This is a genomic window from Streptomyces rhizosphaerihabitans (assembly GCF_025399795.1).
Lineage (GTDB): Bacteria > Actinomycetota > Actinomycetes > Streptomycetales > Streptomycetaceae > Streptomyces > Streptomyces rhizosphaerihabitans.
In genome coordinates this window covers 63,679-83,846 of record NZ_JAODTZ010000041.1, presented here as the reverse complement: position 1 = coordinate 83,846, position 20,168 = coordinate 63,679, and the positions used below count along the sequence as shown (strand labels likewise).

The following is a 20,168-nucleotide window of genomic DNA, read 5'->3' as shown; positions in this document are numbered from 1 at the left end:
CCACGTGCATCCCGGGCTCACCTCCCCCGCCACTTCGGGGCCCGCTTCTCCGTGAAGGCCGCGTGGAACTCCGCGTAGTCCTCACCGTTCATCAGCAGGGCCTGGGTCGCGGCGTCCAGTTCGACGGAGGCGGCGAGCGGCATGTCCAGTTCGGCGGTGAGCAGCGCCTTGGTCTGGGCGTACGCCAGGGCCGGACCGTCGGCGAGGCGGCGGGCCAGCGCCTGCGCGCCCTCGTCGGCGTGGCCCTCGTCGGTGAGTTCGCTGATCAGGCCGATGCGCTCGGCCTCGGGCGCCCGCACCGGTTCGCCGAGCATCAGCAGCCGGGTCGCGTGGCCGAGCCCGACCACCCGGGGCAGCAGATAGGCCGCGCCCATGTCACCGCCGGACAGCCCGACGCGGGTGAAGAGGAAGGCGAAGCGGGCGCTCGGGTCGGCCACCCGGAAGTCGGCGGCCAGCGCCAGCACGGCTCCGGCGCCCGCCGCCACTCCGTGCACCGCCGCGATCACCGGGAACGGACATTCCCGTACGGCCCGCACGACCTGCCCGGTCATCCGGTTGAAGTCGAGGAGCTGGGCGGTGTCCATGGAGAGGGTCGCCCCGATGATCTCGTCGACATCACCGCCGGAGCAGAATCCGCGGCCCTCGCCGGCGAGCACCAAGGCGCGGACGGACCGCTCACGGGACAGCTCGGCGAGCAGGTCGCGCAGGTCGGCGTAGGCGCCGAAGGTGAGCGCGTTGAGCTTCTCGGGGCGGGCCAGGGTGACCGTGGCGACGCCGTCGGTGAGCTCGTACCGCAGATGCTCCCAGTCGGGAGTGCGGGTGGCGGAGCCGGTGAAGGGACTCATGACGGGCGGCCTCCTCGGGCGGGGGCGACACGATGCGGCTGTTCAACCAAGTTATCACTCATCTGTGACTGTCGTCATGAGTGCGCGATAGGGCGGTCGTGATCGACGTCCGGGAATCGGCGGCGGCCCGACTTCCCGACCGGATGCGATGTGGCGCCACGCGATACGACATGACGTGATGTGACACAACGGGCCGCGATGACTGCGAGTCGCGAAGAGGCCGCCGCGCACCGTGAGGAGGCGGTGACAGGTCGTGAAGGGGCGGTCGCGCGGTGACCGTGATCCGTCACCGCGTCACGGATCATCGATAGCCGTGTAACGGCGGGAGCGGATACGGGAGGGGGACCGTTCGTCCGGGTACACAGCCCGTATCGGACCGAACGTCCCGAAAGGAGACCGCGGCGCTCCGGGGACACACCGGCCGATGTCCCGAGAAAGCCCACCGAGCGCGTTCGCCCGGTGGAGTCGTACCATTCCTTAGGTTGCCAGCAGGACAGCCTGCTCCATGAACGGACCCGCCTTGCACGACACCCCAGCACCCGCCTCCTGGCGCATCGCACTGCCGCACACCGTCGCGGCCGTGCCCGTCGCCCGCGCCCTGGTCCGCACGGCACTCGCCGAGCGGGAGCACGCGGCCGACAGCGACACCGCCGAGCTGCTCACCGCGGAGCTGGTCGCCAACGCCGTCGAGCACACCGCGGGCGACGGACCGATAGAGCTGGTCGTGGAGCTGATGCCGACCGGCTGCCGGGTCGAGGTGCACGACCCGGACCCGGTGCCGCCGCTCGACCTCACACTCCCGCACCCGCCCGGAGAGCCGGACCCCTGGCAGGAGCACGGGCGCGGTCTGCTGCTGCTCCGCGCCCTCAGCTCGGCCTGCGGGCACCGCCCCACCGACTCCGGCAAGGCGGTCTGGTTCAGACTGCCCGTGGTTCCCGCTCAGCGGCGTCCGGTGCTTTAGGGCCTGTCCGACCATTCCCGCCGGGCCCGCGACGCTCCCCCAGCTACCGCTGGGAGGTGCCCCCAGGCACCGCACTCCCCCGAGCTCTTCGAGCAGCGGGACCCCCACGCCGCGTTGTCGGGCACGCCCGAGTACGCCCGGTACGAGGGCGACCCTCCGCCTCGCGACGCACGGCACCGGACGCCGCGGCCCGATCCGACGTGAATCGTCAGACAGGCCCTGGCGGCCTCCACTCCGCCACGGGTGCCGGATGTCCCGGCCGGCCGGGAATCGCGGCGCCCGTAGAGGACGTACACCAGGAATCCGGCCGCGAGGAAGGCGGAGGAATCAGGACAGCGTGGCGACGAGGATCGCCTTGATCGTATGCAGCCGGTTCTCGGCCTGGTCGAAGACGACGGAGTGCGCCGACTCGAAGACCTCGTCGGTGACCTCCAGCGAGTCGAGTCCGTGCACCTCGTAGAGGCCGCGGCCGACCTCGGTGCCCAGGTCGTGGAAGGCCGGCAGGCAGTGCAGGAACTTGACGTCCGGGTTCCCGGTGGCACGCAGTACGTCCATGGTCACGGCGTACGGGACGAGGGCGCCGATGCGCTCGGCCCACACCTCCTTGGGCTCCCCCATGGAGACCCAGACGTCGGTGGCCACGAAATCGGCGCCCCGCACGCCCTCGCCGACGTGCTCGGTGAGGGTGATGCGGCCGCCGTTCTTCTCGGCGAGTTCGCGGGCCTGCGCGACGATCTCGTCCGCGGGCCAGTAGGCCTGGGGAGCGACTATCCGGACGTCCATGCCGAGCAGCGCGCCGGTGACCAGGTACGAGTTGCCCATGTTGAAACGGGCGTCGCCCAGATAGGCGAAGGTGATCCCGCCGATCGGCTTGGCGCAGTGCTCGGTCATCGTGAGAACGTCGGCGAGCATCTGGGTCGGGTGCCATTCGTCGGTGAGGCCGTTGTAGACCGGCACTCCCGCGTAGGCGGCCAGCTCCTCCACCGCGGCCTGGCTGTCGCCGCGGTACTCGATGGCATCGAACATGCGGCCGAGCACGCGGGCCGTGTCCTTCACCGACTCCTTGTGGCCGATCTGGGAGCCGGTCGGGTCCAGATACGTCGTCGAGGCGCCCTGGTCCGCGGCCGCGACCTCGAAGGCGCAGCGCGTGCGCGTCGAGGTCTTCTCGAAGATCAGCGCGATGTTCCTGCCGCTCAGATACCGGGTCTCCGCACCGGCCCTCTTGGCCGCCTTGAGCCCGGCGGCCAACTCGACCAGACCGCGGAACTCCTCCTCCGTGAAGTCCAGCTCCTTGAGGAAGTGGCGGCCGGCGAGGGCGGTCGGGACTGTCGCCATGGGGGCGCTCCAGGGATGACGGGGGCGAGGACGGGGACGGACGCTTGGAATTCTATACGACGCTCGGCATTTCTATGCGGCCTTGCGTTCGACTCCTCCACCCGCCCGGGAGCGTGGCCCACACGACACTCCGGCGCGGGGCCTACACGGGGTCCCGTTCGACGGGGCAGCTCATACAGCGCGGGCCACCCCTCCCCCGGCCCAGCTCGCTGCCCGGGATCTCGATCACCTCGATGCCCTGCTTGCGCAGATGCGTGTTGGTGGTGGAGTTCCGCTCATAGGCGATGACGACGCCCGGTTCGACGGCGAGGACGTTGCAGCCGTCGTCCCACTGCTCCCGCTCGGCCGCGTGCACGTCCTGCGTGGCGGTCAGGACACGGATCTCGCCCAGGCCGAGCGCCGCGGCGATGGCGCGGTGCATGTGCTCCGGCGGATGGTCGGTGACCTTCAGTTCCTTGTCCCCCACACCCGGTTCGATGGTGTACGAGCGGAGCATGCCGAGCCCGGCGTACTGCGTGAAGATGTCGCCGTCGACCATCGTCATCACGGTGTCGAGGTGCATGAGCGCCCGCCGCTTGGGCATGTCGAGCGCCACGATGGTGCGGGCCGAGCCCGCCGCGAACAGCTTGTGCGCGAGCATCTCGACGGCCTGGGGCGTCGTCCGCTCGCTCATGCCGATGAGCACCGCGCCGTTGCCGATGACGAGCACGTCGCCGCCCTCGATGGTGGACGGGTAGTCCGCCTGCCCCTGCGACCAGAGGTTGAAGCCCTCCTCGCGGAAGAGCGGGTGATGCCGGTAGATCGCCTCGAAGTGCACGGTCTCGCGCTGCCGGGCCGGCCAGCGCATGGCGTTGATGGAGACCCCGTCGTAGATCCAGGCCGAGGTGTCACGGGTGAAGAGGTGGTTGGGCAGCGGCCGCAGCAGGAAGTCGTCGAGGTCCATGACGTGGAAGCGCACGGAGGTGGGCTCCACGTGCGCGTCCAGGAACTCGCGCTTGGTCATGCCGCCGACGAGCACCGACGCCAGCTCCGGGGCGGGCAGGGTCTCGAAGGCGGCCCGGAGATGGTCGGTGGCGAGCGGCCCGTACTCCTTCTCGTCGAAGACCCGGTCCAGGACGAGTGACCTGGCCGCCCCGATCGCCACGGTCTCGGCGAGCAGGTCGCCGAAGAGGTGGACGGTGACCCCACGGTCGCGCAGCACGTCGGCGAACCCGTCGTGTTCCGCGCGCGCCCGGCGGACCCACAGCACGTCGTCGAAGAGGAGCGCGTCCTTGTTGCTGGGGGTGAGCCTTTTGAGCTCGAGATCGGGCCGGTGCAGGATGACGCGGCGCAGCCGCCCGGCCTCGGAGTCGACGTGGAATCCCATGCCTCCATCCTGACCATCCGGACGCGTGTTCACCCGCGGATCGCCCGAGCCGCACCGTATTCATTTCGTCCCCTTGACGATAAGCAGGTCGGGCTATTATCGTCCCACTGACGACAACAAGTGGCAGCACGTGGACAGGAACCGCCGGGACCGCCCGGCGACGAGGGGGTACTCATGGCCGACATCACGCGACGCCTCGGCTGGCGCCATCTGCGCGGGGCGCCCACCGCCCATGTCCGGCACCACATGTCGGGACGCCTGGTCCACGACGGCCCCGGACTCAGCTTCTGGTACCGCTCACTGACCGCGGCGCTCTCCGAAGTCCCGGTCGACGACCGCGAGTTGGCGATGACCTTCCACGCCCGCACGTCCGACTTCCAGGACGTCGCGGTGCAGGCGACCGTCACCTACCGGATCAGCGACCCCGCGGTCGCGGCCTCCCGCATCGACTTCTCCATAGACCCCGACTCCGGCGCCTGGCGCGGCACCCCCCTGGAGCAGCTGGGCTCGCTGCTCACCGAGACGGCCCAGCAGCACGCCCTCGACGTACTGGCCCGTACGTCCCTGGCGTCCGCCCTGGTGGACGGCGTCGCGGCGGTACGGGAGCGGATCGCGGACGGCCTCGCCGCCGAACCCCGGCTGCCCGCGACCGGCATCGAGGTCGTCGCCGTGCGGGTCGTCGCGCTGCGCCCGGAGCCCGAGGTGGAACGGGCCCTGCGCACCCCCGCCCGCGAGCAGATCCAGCAGGACGCGGACAAGGCGACGTACGAACGCCGGGCGGTCGCCGTCGAGCGGGAGCGTGCCATCGCCGAGAACGAACTCGCCAGCCAGATCGAACTCGCCCGGCGCGAGGAGCAGTTGGTCGACCAGCGCGGTACGAACGCGCGCCGCGAGGCCGAGGAGCTCGCGGCGGCGGACGCGGTGCGCGCCGGGGCGGAGGCGGCCCGCACGGTCCGGCTCGCCGAGGCGGAGGCCACCCGGTCGCTGCGGCTCGCCGAGGCGGAGGCCACCCGGAAGGTGCGGCTCGCCGGGGCCGAGGCACAGGCGGAGCGCGAGGTCGGCGCGGCGCGGGCCGAGGCGCAGGAGGCCTGGCTGCGGGTCCACGGCGACGTCGATGTCGCCACGCTGCACGCGCTGACCGGCACCCGGCTCGCGGAGAACCTGCCGCGGATCGAGAACCTCACCGTCTCGCCCGACGTCCTCACCGGGCTGCTCGCCAAGCTGGGCAACGGGGCCGCCGGAGACCCGGCGTGAGTCTCGCGCCCCGGGTCGTCCTCGTCCATCGGACCACCGAGTACGAGGAGTTGACGGCCCGGCACGGCACACACGGGCAGGCGGCGTTCTTCCTGTCCTCGCGCGGCCGGGACATCGCGGAGGTGGCCGAACGGCACCGGCGGGCCCGCGAGGCGCTCACCGCCGTGGTGTCGGCCATTCCACTGACCTGGCGTCAGGCATGGGTGGAGCGGGCCGACTTGGACCGCTTCCTGTTCGCGCCGGAGGACGTGGTGGTCGTGGTCGGTCAGGACGGGCTGGTCGCGAACGTCGCCAAGTACCTGGTGGGTCAGCCGGTGGTGGGGATCGACACCGACCCCGGGCGCAATCCGGGTGTACTGGTGCGGCACCGGCCCCAGGACGCGGGGGCGCTGCTCGCCTCGGCGCACGGGGGCTCCGCCGACGAGCTGACCATGGTCGAGGCGGTCGCGGACGACACCCAGCGGCTGGTCGCCCTCAACGAGATCTATCTGGGGGCCGCGGGCCATCAGACGGCCCGGTACCGTCTGGGGCTCGACGAGTACGGGGGTGCCGTCGAGCCCCAGGCGTCCTCCGGGGTGCTGGTGGGGACCGGGACCGGGGCCACCGGCTGGCTCCGGTCGGTGTGGCAGGAGCGCGGCGGGGGGCTGCCGCTGCCGGGGCCCACGGACGAACGCCTGCTCTGGTTCGTCCGCGAGGCCTGGCCGTCGCCGTCCACGGGCACCTCGCTCGTGGCCGGCGAGCTCACCGCTTCCGGCCGGCTGTCCCTCACCGTGGAGTCGGACCGGCTCATCGTGTTCGGGGACGGGATGGAGGGGGATGCGGTGGAGCTGATGTGGGGGCAGACCGTGCGGGTGGGGGTGGCTGGGGTTCGGCTCCGGCTGGTGGGCTGAGGGGCCTGGCGGCCACCGGCCCCAGCCGTCGCCGGACCCCGGCCGGGCCCCATGGCCCTGGACCGGGTCCTGCCCCGCCGCCCCGCCGCCCCGCCGCCCCGCCGCCCCGCCGCCCCGCCGTCCCACTGGGGGCGGGCGTCCGCGAACCCCGACCGGACATCGCCGGCCCGGATGGCGTGGTCGGCGTCCCCTGCCGGGGGCAGGCCGTTCGGGTGCGGCCCCGGTGGGGGCCGATCGCGCCGTTCCCCGCGCCCCTGACGGGGCTCCCTGGCCCACCCTCGGCCGAGCGGCGCACGGCCCACCGGCCCGCGCCCGAAAGACTCGTTCAGCTGCGGGCCGGCGGGGGCTGGACGCGCCGTTCCCCGCGCCCCTGACGGGGCGCCTTGGCCCGCCCTCGGCCGAGCGGTGCGCGGCCCACCGGCCCGCAGCCGGAGGACTCGGTCGGCTGCGGGCCGACGGGGGCTGATCGCGCCGTTCCCCGCGCCCCTGGCGGGGCGCCTTGGCCCGCCCCGGACCGAAAGGCGCACGTCCGGACAGGCGCAGCCTGGAGTCGTTCGGCTGCGGGCCCGGGGGCTCAGCGCGCCGTTCCCCGCGCGCGCCGGGCGGGGCGCCTTGGCCCGCCCTCAGCCGAGCGGTGCACGGCCCACCGGCCCGCAGCCGGAGGACTCGGTCGGCTGCGGGCCGGTGGGCGCTCGGCGCGCCGCTCCCCGCGCCCCCGATGGGCTCCCTCGGCCGAGCGGTGCGCGGCTGCCCGAAGACTCCCTCGGGCAGCCGCCCCGCTGGGGCTCGGCGCGCCGTTCCCCGCGTCCCTGACGGGCGCTCCAGCGTGCCCCGGGCGCATGGCGCCCTCGTCCGGGCGCGACCCGCGGGAAGTCCCGCCGCGGGCCCGTGCGGCTGGGCGCGTCGTTTCCCGCGCCGCATATGGGGGCTCCCCGCTACAAGCGGGGGTCGACCGGTTCGGATTCCAGGGAGAGGATGCCGAACACCGCCTCGTGGACGCGCCACAGGGGCTCGCCCTCGGCCAGGCGGTCCAGCGCCTCCAGGCCGAGTGCGTACTCGCGGATGGCGAGGGACCGCTTGTGGTTGAGGAAGCGGCCGCGCAGCCGGGCGAGGTTCTCGGGGCGGGTGTACTCCGGACCGTAGATGATCCGCAGGTACTCGCGCCCCCGGCACTTGATGCCGGGCTGCACCAGTCGCCCGTGACCGCCACGCACCACCGCGCCGACCGGCTTCACGACCATGCCCTCGCCGCCGCGGCCGGTCATCTCCAGCCACCAGTCGACCCCGGCCCGCACCGACTCCGGGTCACCGGTGTCGACGAAGAGCCGCCGGGTGGTGTGCAGCAGTCCGCTCCCGTCGTGCTCCACGAGCCGGTCGATCAGGGCGAGTTGCTCGTCGTGCGGCAGCGCGGCGAGGCTCCGTCCCTGGACGGCCAGTATCTGGAACGGGGCGAGGCGGACGCCTTCGAGGCCGTCCGTCGTCCAGCAGTAGCGACGGTACGCGTCCGTGAACGCCTCGGCGTCCGCGGCCCGTTCACGCTGGCGCGTCAGCAGGTCACCGACGTCGACGCCCCGCGCCGCCGCCCCTTCGAGCGCGGTCAGCACTCCGGGGAACACCGCGCCGGACGCGGCGCCGACAGCGGCGTACTGACTGCGCAGCAGCCCGGACGCCTTCAGCGACCACGGCATCAACTCGGCGTCGAGCAGCACCCAGTCGGTGTCGAGCTCCTCCCACAGTCCGGCTTCGGTCGCGGCGGCGCGCACCCGGCCGAGGATCTCCTCGGTGACGTCGGCGTCGTCGAAGAAGGGGCGGCCGGTACGCGTGTACAGCGACCCGGTCGGACCGTCGACACCGAACCGCTCGCGCGCCACGCCCGCGTCCCGGCAGACCAGGGCCACCGCGCGCGACCCCATGTGCTTCTCCTCGCACACGACCCGCGCGACCCCGTCCTCCTGGTACTGGGCGAAGGCCTCGGCGGGGTGCTCCAGATAGCCCTCGACGTGCGAGGTCGCCGTCGGCGCCATGGTCGGCGGGAGATACGGAAGCAGCCGCGGGTCCACCGCGAAGCGGCTCATGACCTCCAGGGCCGCTGCCGCGTTCTCCTCGCGGACGGCCACCCGTCCGGCGTGCCGGGTCTCGACGACCCGGCGGCCGTGCACGTCCGCGAGGTCCAGCGGACGGCCTTCGTGTCCGCCCGGCGCCTCGGTGGCCAGCGGCTTCGCCGGCTCGTACCAGACCCGCTCTGCCGGTACGTCGACGAGCTCGCGCTCCGGCCAGCGCAGCGCGCTGAGCTTGCCGCCGAACACGGCGCCGGTGTCCAGGCAGATGGTGTTGTTGAGCCAGGTGGCCGTGGGAACCGGGGTGTGCCCGTACACGACCGCCGCGCGCCCCCGGTAGTCCTCCGCCCACGGATAGCGCACGGGCAGCCCGAACTCGTCGGTCTCCCCGGTCGTGTCGCCGTACAGCGCGTGCGAGCGCACCCGGCCCGAGGTGCGGCCGTGGTACTTCTCGGGCAGACCGGCGTGGCAGACGACGAGCCGTCCGCCGTCGAGGACGTAGTGGCTGACCAGTCCGTCGACGAACTCCCTTACCGTGGACCGGAATTCCTCGCTCTCCGCGTCCATCTGCTCGATGGTCTCGGCGAGTCCGTGCGTGTGCTGGACCTGACGGCCCTTGAGGTAGCGGCCGAGCTTGTTCTCGTGGTTTCCGGGCACACACAGGGCGTTGCCCGAACCGACCATGGACATCACGCGGCGCAGCACGCCGGGCGAGTCCGGGCCGCGGTCGACGAGGTCGCCCACGAAGACGGCCGTACGGCCCTCGGGGTGCACGCCGTCGACGTAGCCGAGCTTGCCGAGCAGGCTCTCCAGCTCCGAGGCGCAGCCGTGGATGTCGCCCACGATGTCGAAGGGGCCGGTGAGGTGGGTCAGGTCGTTGAAGCGCTTCTCGGTCACCACCGACGCGTTCTCGACGTCCGTCACCCCACGCAGGACGTGCACCTTGCGGAACCCCTCACGCTCCAAGGAGCGCAGCGAGCGCCGCAGTTCGCGGATGTGGCGCTGGATCACGCGGCGCGGCATCTCGGCTCGGTCGGTGCGCGCCGCGTTGCGCTCGGCGCAGACCTCCTCGGGCACGTCGAGCACGATGGCGATGGGCAGCACGTCGTACTTCTTGGCGAGTTCGATGAGCTGGCGGCGGCTGTCCTGCTGGACGCTGGTGGCGTCGACGACGGTCCGGCGGCCGGCCGCGAGCCGCTTGCCGGCGATGTAGTGCAGGACGTCGAAGGCGTCGCCGCTGGCGCTCTGGTCGTTCTCGTCGTCGGCGACCAGGCCCCGGCAGAAGTCGCTGGAGATGATCTCCGTCGGTTTGAAGTGCCGTCGGGCGAAGGTCGACTTGCCGGAACCCGACGCGCCGATCAGCACCACGAGGGAGAGGTCGGTGACGGGCAGGGTGCGCCCCTGCTCGGTCTGCTCGCTCATGCGGCCTTCTCCTCCTTCGCGGTCGGGGTGGCGGTGGCTGTGACGGTGGCCAGGGTGAAAGCCGCCATCTGGGTGGGCGGGCCGACCTCGGGGTCGTCGAGGCCGACAGGAGTGAACTCCACGTCGTAGCCGTGCCGTTCGGCGACCGTGCGGGCCCAGGCACGGAACTCCTCGCGGGTCCACTCGAAGCGGTGGTCGCCATGCCGGGAGTGTCCGGCCGGCAGAGTCTCCCAGCGGACGTTGTACTCGACGTTCGGGGTCGTCACGAGGACGGTCCGAGGCCGTGCGGAGCCGAACACCGCGTACTCCAGGGCGGGCAGCCGGGGCAGGTCGAGGTGTTCGATGACCTCGCTGAGCACAGCGGCGTCGTACCCCTTGAGCCGACGGTCGGTGTAGGCGAGCGAGCCCTGGACGAGCCGGACACGCGCGGCCTGCCGCTCACCCATGCGGTCCAGCTTGAGCCGGCGCGAGGCGATGGTGAGCGCGCGCATCGACACGTCGACCCCGACGATCTCGGTGAACCGGGTGTCCTTGAGCAGCGCCTGCACCAGCTGGCCCTGTCCGCAGCCGAGATCGAGGACGCGGCTCGCACCGCAGGCGTGCAGCGCGGCGAGGATCGCGTCCCGGCGCAGCACGGCGAGCGGCACCGGTTTCTCCTCGGTGTCGGTCTCCTCGTCGACAGCGTTGTCGATCGCCTCGACCTCGGTGTCGTCGGTCTCGGCGAGCCTGACGAGTTCGAGGCGTTCCAGGGCCTCCCGGGTCAGCGACCACCGCCGGGAGAGATAGCGGCTGGTGATCAGCTTGTGCTCCGGGTGGTCCGGCAGCCAGCCCTCGCCCGCCCGCAGCAGCTTGTCGACCTCGTCGGACGACACCCAGTAGTGCTTGGCGTCGTCGAGGACCGGGAGCAGTACGTAGAGGTGGCGCAGTGCCTCGGAGAGCGTCAGCTCCTCCGACGCCAGTTCCAGGCGTACGTAGCGGGAGTCGCCCCACTCCGGGAAGCGGACGTCGAGCGGCACGGGCTCGGCCGTCACCGTCCACCCCAGCGGCTCGAAGAGCCCGCGGACGAGGTCGGCGCCGCCGCGTGCGGGCAGCGCCGGCACCTCGACACGCAGCGGCCTGGCCTCGGCCGGCAGCTCGGGCCGGGCGGTGCACTGGCCCTTCATCGCGCTGGAGAAGACGGCGCCGATCGCCACGGCGAGCAGCGAGGACGCGGCGTACGGGCGGTCGTTGACGTACTGCGCGAGCGCCGCGTCGGGGGCGCCACCGCGCCCCTTGCCCTTGCCCCGCCGGACCAGCGCCACCGCGTCGACCTCGAGCAGCAGCGCGGCCGTGCACCGCTCGACGGTCGCCTCGGGGTACAGCACATGCGCTGTGCCGTACGACGTCGAGAATATCTGCGCGTTGTCGGGATGCTTGTGCAGCAGAAAGCCGAGATCGGTCGCTGGGCGCTCTGGGGTACCGGTGGTACTGATCGTCAGGAACACAGTGGGTCTGCCTCGAAACGTCTTCTGAGCTGCGGAAACCCGACGGATCGCCCGACCGGTGCGCAGAAGCGCGCACCTTCCGGACGCCGATGGGCCACAGCGTGGGCGAGCGCGCCTCGGCCGTCGCCGCTCCCTGCTCTCCCCCGGCCCCCGCAGCCGTGGCCACGCCGCGCCGCGGCCGACCGCAGGGGCGACGCCTGTCCTCGGCGCGCCCCCACAACGTACAGCGAACGCCCCAGGTGGACCCGGGGTTTTCCGCCGCCCGCGGGGCCCCCGGGGGTGCGGCCCGGGGTCAGCCGGAGGTTTCCGACTCGCGCTGCGAGGCATCTCCGCGCCCGTTCAGGCCGGCGCTGTCGAGCAGGGCGGCGGCGGTCGCGAGGGCGAGGCCGTCGAGGCCCCGGCCCTGCATGACGGCCCGGACGCCCGATCCGTCGAAGGCGACGGTCAGTTGGCGTGCGAGGATCTCGGGGTCCGGAGCTCCACCGCGCTCCGCCTCCCGCCGGAAGAACGCGGTCAGCGCGTCCTTGCAGCGGCGGGCCACCAGGCTCGCGGGGTGATCCGGCGCCTTCAGCTCCGCGGTCACGGCCACGAAGGGGCAACCGTGGAAGTCCGGGCGGTCGGCGAGCTCTTCGAGGCGCTCGAAGACGTGCAGAATGCGCTCACGCGGCGGCCGGTCGTCGTCGGGGGGCAGCAGGAACGCCTGATAGGCGGGCGCGCCGCGTTCCAGGCTCGCCGCCAGCACGGCGTCCTTGCTGTCGAACAGCTGGTACATCGAGCGCTTGGACACCCCGGCCACCCGGCACAGCGCCTCGACGCCGACGCCGACGCCCTCGCGGTAGAAGAGCTCGGCCGCGGCGTCGAGCAGTCGGTCGCGGGTCGAGGAGCCGGCGGTCGCGGTCGATGTCGCCTGAGTCATACGCCCAGCCTACGTTCTTCGTTTGCCTCACGGAAACCGATCGGTTTACAGTACGGACAGGGATAGGAAACCGATCGGTTTCCAGGCGGCCCACAACAAAGCGGTCCCCAAGAGGAGAAGCTCATGACCAGCATCGAAGGTTCGGTGGCGCTCGTGACGGGCGGCAGCCGCGGCATCGGCAAGACCCTCGTGGAGGCCCTCTACGAGCGCGGCGCCAAGAAGGTCTACGCGACCGCCCGCGACCCGCGGACCGTCTCCCACCCCGACGCGGTGCCGCTGGCGCTGGAGGTCACCGACCCGGCATCGGTCGCGGCGGCCGCCGCGCAGGCCCAGGACGTCACCCTGCTGATCAACAACGCGGGCGCGACGGCCTCCACGTCCTTCCTCGACTCCCCCGTCGAGGACATACGGCGTGAATTCGACATCAACTTCTTCGGACCGCTGCTCACCACCCGGGCGTTCGTCCCGGTCCTGGAGCGCAACCGCGGCGGGCACATCCTGACCGTCCACTCGGTGCTGTCGTGGGTCACCGTGCCCGGGGCCGACGGCTACAGCGCCGCGAAGGCCGCCCTGTGGTCCCAGAGCAACGCCCTGCGGCTGGAGCTCCAGCCGCGCGGCATCAAGGTCACCGGGCTGCACGTCGGCTACGTCGACACCGAACTGACCGCGGGCCTCGACGTGCCCAAGGTCACCGCGCACAGCGTCGCCGAGCAGGCCCTCGACGGCATCGAGACGGACGCCCACGAAGTCCTCGCGGACGCGCTCACCCGCCAGGTCAAGGCCGGCCTCTCCGGTGAGCTGAGCGCGCTGTACCCCCAGCTCGCCGGACAGAAGTAGCCCGCCGCGGGCCTCACCGACGGAGCCGCCCCACCCGCAGCGGGCCCGCCGGCCGAGCTGCCCGACGAGCCCGCTGCGGGCCCGCCGGAAACGCCGCTTCCCGATCGGGAAAGGCGTGACAGCGGTTCGGCACGGGGCGCCTGTTGTGACCGGTGCATGATGGATACATGGATCTTCGAGTCTTCACAGAACCGCAGCAAGGCGCGACCTACGAGACGCTGCTCCGCGTCGCCAAGGCCGCCGAAGACCTCCATTACGGAGCCTTCTTCCGTTCTGATCACTATGTGCACATGGGGTCCGTCGACGGGCTCCCCGGCCCTACCGACGCCTGGATCACCCTGGCCGGCATCGCCCGCGAGACGAAACGTATCCGCCTGGGCACCCTGATGACCGCCGGAACCTTTCGCCTCCCCGGCGTCCTCGCCATTCAGGTCGCCCAGGTCGATCAGATGTCGGGCGGCCGGGTGGAACTCGGCCTGGGCGCCGGCTGGTACGAGGCCGAGCACACGGCGTACGGCATTCCGTTCCCGAAGGAGAAGTTCGGCCGGCTGGAGGAGCAACTCACCGTCATCACCGGCCTGTGGGGCACGCCGGTCGGCGAGCGGTTCAGCTTCGACGGGACCTACTACCAGCTCAAGGACTCGCCCGCGCTGCCCAAACCCTCGCAGTCGAAGGTGCCCGTCCTGATCGGCGGCCACGGGGCCAGGCGGACCCCGGCACTCGCGGCACGCTTCGCCGACGAGTTCAATATCCCCTTCGCCTCGGTCGCGGACACGGCGGCGCAGTTCGGCCGGGTGCGCGCGGCTTTGCAGCAGGCCGGGCGCAAGACCGACGAACTCGTCTATTCCAACGCCCTGGTGGCGTGCGTCGGGCGGACCGACAGCGAGGTGCGGCGACGGGCGGACGCCATCGGCCGCGATGTCGACGAACTGAAGGCCAATGGACTCGCGGGCTCCCCGGCGGAGGTCGTCGAGCGGATCGCCCAGTATCAGGCGGTCGGTTCGCAACGGATGTACCTCCAGATGCTCGACCTCGAGGATCTGGACCAACTGGACTTGATCGCTTCCGAGGTGACGCCGCAGCTGGGGTGAACGGTGGGGCGAGGCGTGCCGGGGCGGGATCGGACCGGTTCGCCGACCACTGCCGGCTTCGGCCGGAGGGCCGTGGGTACGGCCCGTGGGTTCGGCGGGGCATCGGGCCGCAGCTGCGGGGGCATGGACCGCGCGTCGGGGGCTGCGGTCGGCGCCGACGTCCGGCTGGGGTGCGGGTTCGAGAGCGGGTGCGGGTGGGCCGGCCGGCCCGACGTCAGACGGCGAGCGCCCTGTGCACCGGCAGCCTCGACTCGACGGCCACCTTCGGCACCGACATCCGGCTGGGATGCGGGTTCGAGAGCGGGTGCGGGTGGGCCGGCCGGCCCGACGTCAGACGGCGAGCGCCCTGTGCACCGGCGTCTGCCACCTCCGGGGGCGGTGCGGAACGAGCACGTGCGTCCGCCGTCACCCGGCGAGGTGGTCGACATGCGGCAAGGCGGGGCTCGACCACCTCGCCTACCCCGCAGCCGAATCCCGTTCCACCACACGCTTCTCGTCCCGCACCGCGAGCCGTCTCAGCATTTCCAGGACGCGGTCCCGGGACTCGTCCGCAGCGTCGATCGCCTCCATGCACTGCCAGTAGGTCCCCTCGTCGTCCGCCGCGCAGGCGATACCGACCAGGGCTATGCCGACCTCGGCCAGGAGGCCGCCGAGGCAGAGCAGAGTCTCGCGCGCGTCGCCCAACTCCGTGAGCTGGGCGGCTCGTAAGGAACCGACTCCGAGGGCGTGGTTGCCCAGCACTCCGCAGCCGCGGCCCGCCAGCTCGGTCAACCCAAGTGCCTCGCCCCGGAGTTCAGGGGGGCCGGACACGGCTAGGCGGCTGCCGATCGCCTGCGCCAGTGAATGTGCCTGCCACGCCTCCGCCATCACCTCCGGGGCGTCGCCGCTCTCCGCCAGGGCACGTCTGCTCGCCACGATGAGCCGCACCGCTTCCATGCGCTGCCCCCGTCTGTCCGACGCGCTCTCGCACGTCCGCCCGAACTCCCTTGTTCACTACCCAGAGTGAAGTCCCTTGAGACGAAAAACCAGAGGAAGCCCGAAATCTGTGGACACGGAATCGCATCGGAGCACCTTGACGACTACCCAGAGTAACAGGTTCCTCTTTTCGCGTCGTGTGGCGGTCACCCCGTCAGGGCGTTCTCCGGTGCCGGGAAGGCTAATCAGGGGCCCTCCGGTGCGGGAATGGGCGACCCGTCAGGGACTCCCCGGTGCCGGGAACCTCCGCTCGTTCCGGTCGATCTTCGCGTCGAGGGCCGCGAGCGGGTCGATGCCCAGCACCTCGCAGAACTGGAGCAGATACGCGAGGACGTCCGCGACCTCGTCGCTCACACGGTGCGCGGTGTCCTTGTCGTCCATGACGCGGGCCGACTCCTCCGGCGTCAACCACTGGAAGATCTCGACGAGTTCGGACGCCTCCACACTCAGGGCGGCGACCAGGTTCTTGGGGGTGTGGTACGGCTGCCAGTTCCGCGCGGCCGCGAACTCGGCCAGTCTGCGCTGCAGCGTCGCTACGTCCAGTTCACTCACGGCGTCAGGTCTACCACCGCGGCCCCAGTCGCCCCGAACGCGTGGGCCCCGTCGCTCACCGCGCCCATCAGCCGGATGTGCCCGCGCTCGCACATCCGCGCCGCCAGCCGCACCAGTTCTCGGGTCTGCCGGGCGTCCATCCCCCGGTCGAGGCCATCGGCCAGGACCGTCAGCGACTGGAACGCGGCCGGAACCTCGCCCGCCGGGTCGACCTCCAGGACGCCCGGCCCGGTGAGCAGCACCAGGGCCAGCGCCAGATACCTCAACTCGCCGTCCCCGAGCAGCCCGAGCGGAGTACGGACGCCGTCCCCGCGGTCGAGGAGTGCACGTACGGTGCCGTCTCCCAGCACCTCGGCCAGCACGTCCGTGACCGTGCCCGCGCAGCCGGCGCGGACCGCGGTGACCAGGTGGGCGTAGCGGTGGCCGCACTCCGACCTTGTGCGCCACAGCACTTCGGCGAGGTTGTCGCAGCCGCGCAGGAGCCGCCCGGAGCCGAGCGGAACAGGAGCCCGCATGGATTTCGAGCTCGGATCGCAGACGTAGACGGAACGCAGTGCGAGCACCATCTGCTCGGCCGCTGCCAGGACTTGGCACTCCCCGGCGGTGCGGCCCGCGACGCGCAGGGGCAGCAGCGCGGTGCCGAGGCGGTCGTCGGGAAGCGGGACCCGGGTCACCGCGGAGGAACCCCCGGTGTACCAGGCCGCCTGGACGGACGGGCGGCCCGGGTCGCGCAGCGCCGTCTCCAGCAGGGTCTGCCCGCCCGCCGACAACCGCTCACCCACGATGCGCAGTTCCGGTTCGGCCTGGACGGCGACATCGAGCCTGACCGGGCCTTCGGGGCCGTCCACCGTGCAGCCGATACGGAAGCCGCGGCGGCGCTGGGCGTCGGGCCGCGACCGCTCGGGCACACAGGTGACCGGATCCGGGAACACCTCCCGGAGCCGGTCACCGGCACCGAGCCGCGCCAGCGCCTCGTAGGCCCGCAGGGCGGCCGTCTTGCCGCTGCCGCTGGGGCCGGTGACGAGGGTGAGCGGTCCGAGCGGGAACCGGACACGGCGATGGATGGCGAAGGCCGCGAGCCGCAGCTCGGTGACGCCCGGACGGACGGGGCGCGCCTCCGCCGCCGCGGGAGCTTCCGGCGAGGACAGAGTCATATGCGGACGGTAGGCCTCCACCGCGAGGCGAACCGTTACACCCGGGGGACCTTCCTACGATCGGGGGACACAACCGCCCGATCCGGCAGCCCGGAAGTCCGGCCGTTGCACCCAGGGGCCTTCCTGCGATGCAGTGCCAGAGTCGATCCGGAGCCGGAGCCGGAGCCGGAGCCGGAGTCAGAGCCGGAGTCAGAGTCCGGGGACTCCCACCCCTTCCATCAGTCCCCGCACCTCGGTCCCCGGGGGCGTCAGCAGGAAGACGTTCCGATCGACCCGGTGCATGCCGCTGGCGAGGCCGAAGACCACACCCGTACTGAAGTCCAGGACCCGCTTGGCGACCTCTGTCTCCGCCCCGGTCAGGTCGAGGAGGACGGGGATGCCGGACATCAGCGTCTCGGCGACATCGCGGGCGTCCGCGAAGACATTGACCCGCAGGACCACGAAACGGCGCCTCGTCTCGGTCTCGGCCTCGGGTATCGACCGGTGGCGGACCGCCGAGGGCCAGGCGTCCCGGCCGCGCAACGGAACGACCTGGGCGAGCCCCTCCCACTGTTCATCGGTGACGTCGTGGCCGGTCATCGATCCACCCCGTCCTGGCTCGCACTCGTAGTCTGCACCGGGCAATTCTTACGCATGGTCACCCGTTCGGCCCAACAGCGACACGGCCCGCGACCCGGACGGGGAGACGACGCGTGCGGCAAGCTACTTATATACGCCCATATCCATCACGCCGCACAGCAATCGAGGCCTCCCCATGAGCCTGAGCATCCGCAATCAACTCCCCGGCACCGTCACCTCCGTCACCCCCGGTGAAGTGATGGCGACGGTGAAGGTCCGGCTCGACGCCGGACAGGAGATCACCGCGGCCGTCACCCTGGAGGCCGTACAGGAGCTCGGCCTGGTCTCCGGCTCCACGGTGCGGGCCCTGGTCAAGTCGACGGAGGTGTCCCTCGCGACCGGTCCGGTGAACGGGCTGAGCATCCGGAACCAGCTGCCGGGCACGGTCACCGACGTCACCACGGGTGGCGCCATGGCCCGCGTCAAGGTCCAGGTCGAGGGCGGCGAGCTGACCTCCGCGATCACCAAGGACGCGGTCACCGAACTGGGCCTCTCGGCGGGTTCCGAGGTCGTCGCGCTCATCAAGTCCACAGAGGTGTCGCTGTCCAACGCCTGACGCGCCGGACGGACGGCGGGCGTGCTCTTACTCGCCTCACACCCGACTCTTCACGTCCCGTCGAGCGCCGCTCACCTGCGGGAACTAGCGTCCCACAGCGTGTACTCGGCAGAAATCAAGCCGGCGCCCACCCGCCGGCAGGCCTCCCCGCAGGCCTCGCCCGGCGGACTGCTCGCACGGTGGAACCCGGACGAGACGCCCGCACAGTGGCACCGCGTCCTGACCCTCCTGGCCGACATCAGCCTCTTCATCGGTACGCGTCCACTGTGGGCGCAGGCCGCGAGCCACCGCCTCCTCGTGGCCGCGATCGTCTCGCTCTGCTACGCCTCGATCCTGGTCACGGGCGTACTGACCCTCGTGGTGCGCCGGGGACGCTCGCTGGCACGGCTCGACCTCTGCGTCCTCGTGACCGCGCTGACGCTCGCCGTGTGCGGGCTGGTCATGAACCACCAGGGCAGCGACGAGTCGCTCCTCACCACCCAGGCCGCCCACGAGTTCCTCGCCGGTCACCAGGTCTACGACCGTCCGTGGCCCTGGCTCTTCGGCCACGGCATCGCCCTCACCCCGAAGATGAACGGCGGTTACGACTTCACGTACGGCTATCCACCGCTCGCGCTGATGCTCACCGCGCCGCTGCTGTGGGTCGGGCACGGCGCGACCGCCGCGGTGATGGTCAGCACCGGAGCCCTGATCGCGGGCGCCGTCGTGATGTGGCGGATGCTGCCGGTTCCGTGGCGTTCCGCCGCGACGCTGGCCTGTCTCGGATTCGGTCTGCTGCCGGCATACGCGCGGCTCGGCTATCCGGCGATCCTCGCCTGCGCCCTGCTCATCCCGGTGGCGGTGGGCTGGCCGCGGATGGGCGGCGGCGGACGCGCCGACATCGCGCGGGCGGCCTGCCTCGGAGCGGCCTGCGCGGCACAGCAACTCCCCTGGTTCCTCACGCCGTTCCTGCTGGCCGGGGTGTACGCGCTGCGCCGCGGGGACCTCGGAGCGCGCGCGGCGGCGATCGCGGTGGGGCGGATCGTCGGCATCGCCGCCACCACTTGGCTGCTGATCAACGCGTACTTCATCGTCAGCGAGCCGCGCGCCTGGCTCTCGGGGATCGCGCTGCCGCTCACCCAGAACGCGGACATCCACGGACAGGGCCTGGTCGGCATCTCGCTGTACTTCACCGACGGCAGCGACCGCCTCGCCTGGTACGCGCACGCGAGTCTGCTGCTGGCCGCGGCTCTGCTGGCGCTTTTCGTGCTGTTCGTACGACGGCTGGGACCGGCGGCGACCGTGCTGCCCTGGTGCGCGTTCTACGTGGCGACCAGATCGCAGGACGGCTACTACCTGATGATGACGCCGCTGTGGGTGGCCGCGGCGATCACCGCGCCCTGGCAGTCCTTCAGAACCGCGTGGCAGCCCCGCCCCGCCTTCCTGCGCGGCCTGCACCGGCGCGGGGCCCAGGTGGCCGCGGTCACCCTGCTGCTGGTTCCGACCGCGGCGGCGGTGGGCCTGGCGGCCACCGGGGCACCGCCGTTGCGCATGCAGGTCGTCGACGCGCGCCGCACCGCCCGCACGGTGACCGGCCTCAGCATCGGCGTCACCAACCTCGGTACCGCGGCGCTGAGTCCGCACTTCACGGTGACCACGGGCCAGGGCATGAGCCGCTACTGGTCGGTGACGTCCGGCCCCGCCACGCTGGCCGGCCATGCCTTCGGCCGGTATGAACTCCGGCCCCCCGACGGGGTGTTCCAGCTCCCCCGGGCCGGCGTACGCATCCGTCTGCGCGCCGTCTCTGCGTCACCGATGACCCTGTCGAGCACGGACCTCCACCTGATGCCGGCCCAGCCCTGAGCACTCCGCCCCG

17 protein-coding genes are annotated in these 20,168 nt (G+C 72.0%); 7 read left to right on the top strand and 10 right to left on the bottom strand.

The window, feature by feature from the left end:
* Window positions 1-17 precede the first annotated feature (17 nt).
* Window positions 18-845 carry an enoyl-CoA hydratase family protein gene (locus N4G66_RS32065; RefSeq protein WP_261707765.1) on the bottom strand — a complete coding sequence of 276 codons (828 nt, stop codon included), beginning with the start codon at window positions 843-845 and terminating at the stop codon, window positions 18-20.
* A gap of 505 nt (window positions 846-1,350) precedes the next feature.
* Between N4G66_RS32065 and N4G66_RS32060 the strand changes: the two genes are divergently transcribed.
* Window positions 1,351-1,806 carry an ATP-binding protein gene (locus N4G66_RS32060; protein ID WP_261707764.1) on the top strand — a complete coding sequence of 152 codons (456 nt, stop codon included), beginning with the start codon at window positions 1,351-1,353 and terminating at the stop codon, window positions 1,804-1,806.
* A gap of 327 nt (window positions 1,807-2,133) precedes the next feature.
* On the opposite strand, the gene argF is transcribed toward N4G66_RS32060, so the two are convergent.
* Window positions 2,134-3,141: an ornithine carbamoyltransferase gene (argF, locus tag N4G66_RS32055; RefSeq protein WP_261707763.1), complete on the bottom strand. Its 1,008-nt coding sequence runs from the start codon at window positions 3,139-3,141 to the stop codon at window positions 2,134-2,136.
* A gap of 142 nt (window positions 3,142-3,283) precedes the next feature.
* A complete protein-coding gene (locus N4G66_RS32050; RefSeq protein ID WP_261707762.1) occupies window positions 3,284-4,507 on the bottom strand; it encodes an arginine deiminase in 1,224 nt (407 codons plus the stop codon).
* Between the two features lie 174 nt (window positions 4,508-4,681).
* On the opposite strand from N4G66_RS32050, the gene N4G66_RS32045 reads away from it, so the two are divergent.
* Together N4G66_RS32045 and N4G66_RS32040 are read left to right on the top strand one after the other, a co-directional pair.
* Complete coding sequence (locus N4G66_RS32045) at window positions 4,682-5,761, top strand: SPFH domain-containing protein (RefSeq protein WP_261707761.1); 1,080 nt, start codon at window positions 4,682-4,684, stop codon at window positions 5,759-5,761.
* Window positions 5,758-6,651, top strand: a complete 894-nt coding sequence (locus N4G66_RS32040) for a hypothetical protein (RefSeq protein WP_261707760.1) — start codon at window positions 5,758-5,760, stop codon at window positions 6,649-6,651. The genes N4G66_RS32045 and N4G66_RS32040 overlap by 4 nt, the downstream gene beginning before the upstream one ends.
* Window positions 6,652-7,586: 935 nt before the next feature.
* On the opposite strand, the gene N4G66_RS32035 is transcribed toward N4G66_RS32040, so the two are convergent.
* The 3 genes from N4G66_RS32035 to N4G66_RS32025 form a co-directional block, all read right to left on the bottom strand.
* Entirely contained in the window at window positions 7,587-10,130 is a 2,544-nt protein-coding gene (locus N4G66_RS32035; RefSeq protein WP_261707759.1) for a polynucleotide kinase-phosphatase, read from the bottom strand.
* Entirely contained in the window at window positions 10,127-11,614 is a 1,488-nt protein-coding gene (locus tag N4G66_RS32030; protein WP_261707758.1) for a 3' terminal RNA ribose 2'-O-methyltransferase Hen1, read from the bottom strand. Before N4G66_RS32030 ends, N4G66_RS32035 begins: the two co-directional genes overlap by 4 nt.
* A 292-nt stretch (window positions 11,615-11,906) precedes the next feature.
* A complete protein-coding gene (locus N4G66_RS32025; RefSeq protein WP_261707757.1) occupies window positions 11,907-12,530 on the bottom strand; it encodes a TetR/AcrR family transcriptional regulator in 624 nt (207 codons plus the stop codon).
* Between the two features lie 123 nt (window positions 12,531-12,653).
* Here N4G66_RS32025 and N4G66_RS32020 point away from each other — a divergent pair, with 123 nt between their 5' ends.
* Window positions 12,654-13,367: an SDR family oxidoreductase gene (locus N4G66_RS32020; RefSeq protein WP_261707756.1), complete on the top strand. Its 714-nt coding sequence runs from the start codon at window positions 12,654-12,656 to the stop codon at window positions 13,365-13,367.
* Window positions 13,368-13,534: 167 nt separating this feature from the next.
* Window positions 13,535-14,458: an LLM class F420-dependent oxidoreductase gene (locus N4G66_RS32015; RefSeq protein WP_261707755.1), complete on the top strand. Its 924-nt coding sequence runs from the start codon at window positions 13,535-13,537 to the stop codon at window positions 14,456-14,458.
* Between the two features lie 456 nt (window positions 14,459-14,914).
* Here N4G66_RS32015 and N4G66_RS32010 read toward each other — a convergent pair whose 3' ends face one another.
* From N4G66_RS32010 to N4G66_RS31995, 4 genes are all read right to left on the bottom strand, one after another.
* Window positions 14,915-15,394: a DUF6099 family protein gene (locus N4G66_RS32010; protein WP_261707754.1), complete on the bottom strand. Its 480-nt coding sequence runs from the start codon at window positions 15,392-15,394 to the stop codon at window positions 14,915-14,917.
* A 258-nt stretch (window positions 15,395-15,652) separates the two neighbouring features.
* The gene (locus N4G66_RS32005; RefSeq protein ID WP_261707753.1) at window positions 15,653-15,985 is read right to left on the bottom strand and encodes a nucleotide pyrophosphohydrolase; all 333 of its coding nucleotides are present in this window, start codon (window positions 15,983-15,985) and stop codon (window positions 15,653-15,655) included.
* Window positions 15,982-17,139: an AAA family ATPase gene (locus N4G66_RS32000; protein ID WP_261707752.1), complete on the bottom strand. Its 1,158-nt coding sequence runs from the start codon at window positions 17,137-17,139 to the stop codon at window positions 15,982-15,984. Before N4G66_RS32000 ends, N4G66_RS32005 begins: the two co-directional genes overlap by 4 nt.
* A 189-nt stretch (window positions 17,140-17,328) precedes the next feature.
* On the bottom strand, window positions 17,329-17,718 hold the full coding sequence (locus N4G66_RS31995) for a cell division protein SepF (RefSeq protein WP_261707751.1): 390 nt from the start codon (window positions 17,716-17,718) through the stop codon (window positions 17,329-17,331).
* Between the two features lie 175 nt (window positions 17,719-17,893).
* Between N4G66_RS31995 and N4G66_RS31990 the strand changes: the two genes are divergently transcribed.
* Together N4G66_RS31990 and N4G66_RS31985 are read left to right on the top strand one after the other, a co-directional pair.
* Complete coding sequence (locus N4G66_RS31990; protein ID WP_261707750.1) at window positions 17,894-18,313, top strand: TOBE domain-containing protein; 420 nt, start codon at window positions 17,894-17,896, stop codon at window positions 18,311-18,313.
* 168 nt (window positions 18,314-18,481) lie between these two features.
* Window positions 18,482-20,155, top strand: coding sequence for a hypothetical protein (locus N4G66_RS31985; RefSeq protein WP_261707779.1), 1,674 nt, complete (start codon window positions 18,482-18,484; stop codon window positions 20,153-20,155).
* The last annotated feature ends 13 nt before the right edge of the window (window positions 20,156-20,168 follow it).

Coding starts and splice junctions, on each gene's coding strand:
- N4G66_RS32065 (WP_261707765.1), bottom strand. CDS start 845: ATGAGTCCCTTCACCGGCTCCGCCACCCGCACTCCCGACTGGGAGCAT.
- N4G66_RS32060 (WP_261707764.1), top strand. CDS start 1,351: ATGAACGGACCCGCCTTGCACGACACCCCAGCACCCGCCTCCTGGCGC.
- argF (WP_261707763.1), bottom strand. CDS start 3,141: ATGGCGACAGTCCCGACCGCCCTCGCCGGCCGCCACTTCCTCAAGGAG.
- N4G66_RS32050 (WP_261707762.1), bottom strand. CDS start 4,507: ATGGGATTCCACGTCGACTCCGAGGCCGGGCGGCTGCGCCGCGTCATC.
- N4G66_RS32045 (WP_261707761.1), top strand. CDS start 4,682: ATGGCCGACATCACGCGACGCCTCGGCTGGCGCCATCTGCGCGGGGCG.
- N4G66_RS32035 (WP_261707759.1), bottom strand. CDS start 10,130: ATGAGCGAGCAGACCGAGCAGGGGCGCACCCTGCCCGTCACCGACCTC.
- N4G66_RS32025 (WP_261707757.1), bottom strand. CDS start 12,530: ATGACTCAGGCGACATCGACCGCGACCGCCGGCTCCTCGACCCGCGAC.
- N4G66_RS32020 (WP_261707756.1), top strand. CDS start 12,654: ATGACCAGCATCGAAGGTTCGGTGGCGCTCGTGACGGGCGGCAGCCGC.
- N4G66_RS32015 (WP_261707755.1), top strand. CDS start 13,535: ATGGATCTTCGAGTCTTCACAGAACCGCAGCAAGGCGCGACCTACGAG.
- N4G66_RS32010 (WP_261707754.1), bottom strand. CDS start 15,394: ATGGAAGCGGTGCGGCTCATCGTGGCGAGCAGACGTGCCCTGGCGGAG.
- N4G66_RS32000 (WP_261707752.1), bottom strand. CDS start 17,139: ATGACTCTGTCCTCGCCGGAAGCTCCCGCGGCGGCGGAGGCGCGCCCC.
- N4G66_RS31995 (WP_261707751.1), bottom strand. CDS start 17,718: ATGACCGGCCACGACGTCACCGATGAACAGTGGGAGGGGCTCGCCCAG.
- N4G66_RS31990 (WP_261707750.1), top strand. CDS start 17,894: ATGAGCCTGAGCATCCGCAATCAACTCCCCGGCACCGTCACCTCCGTC.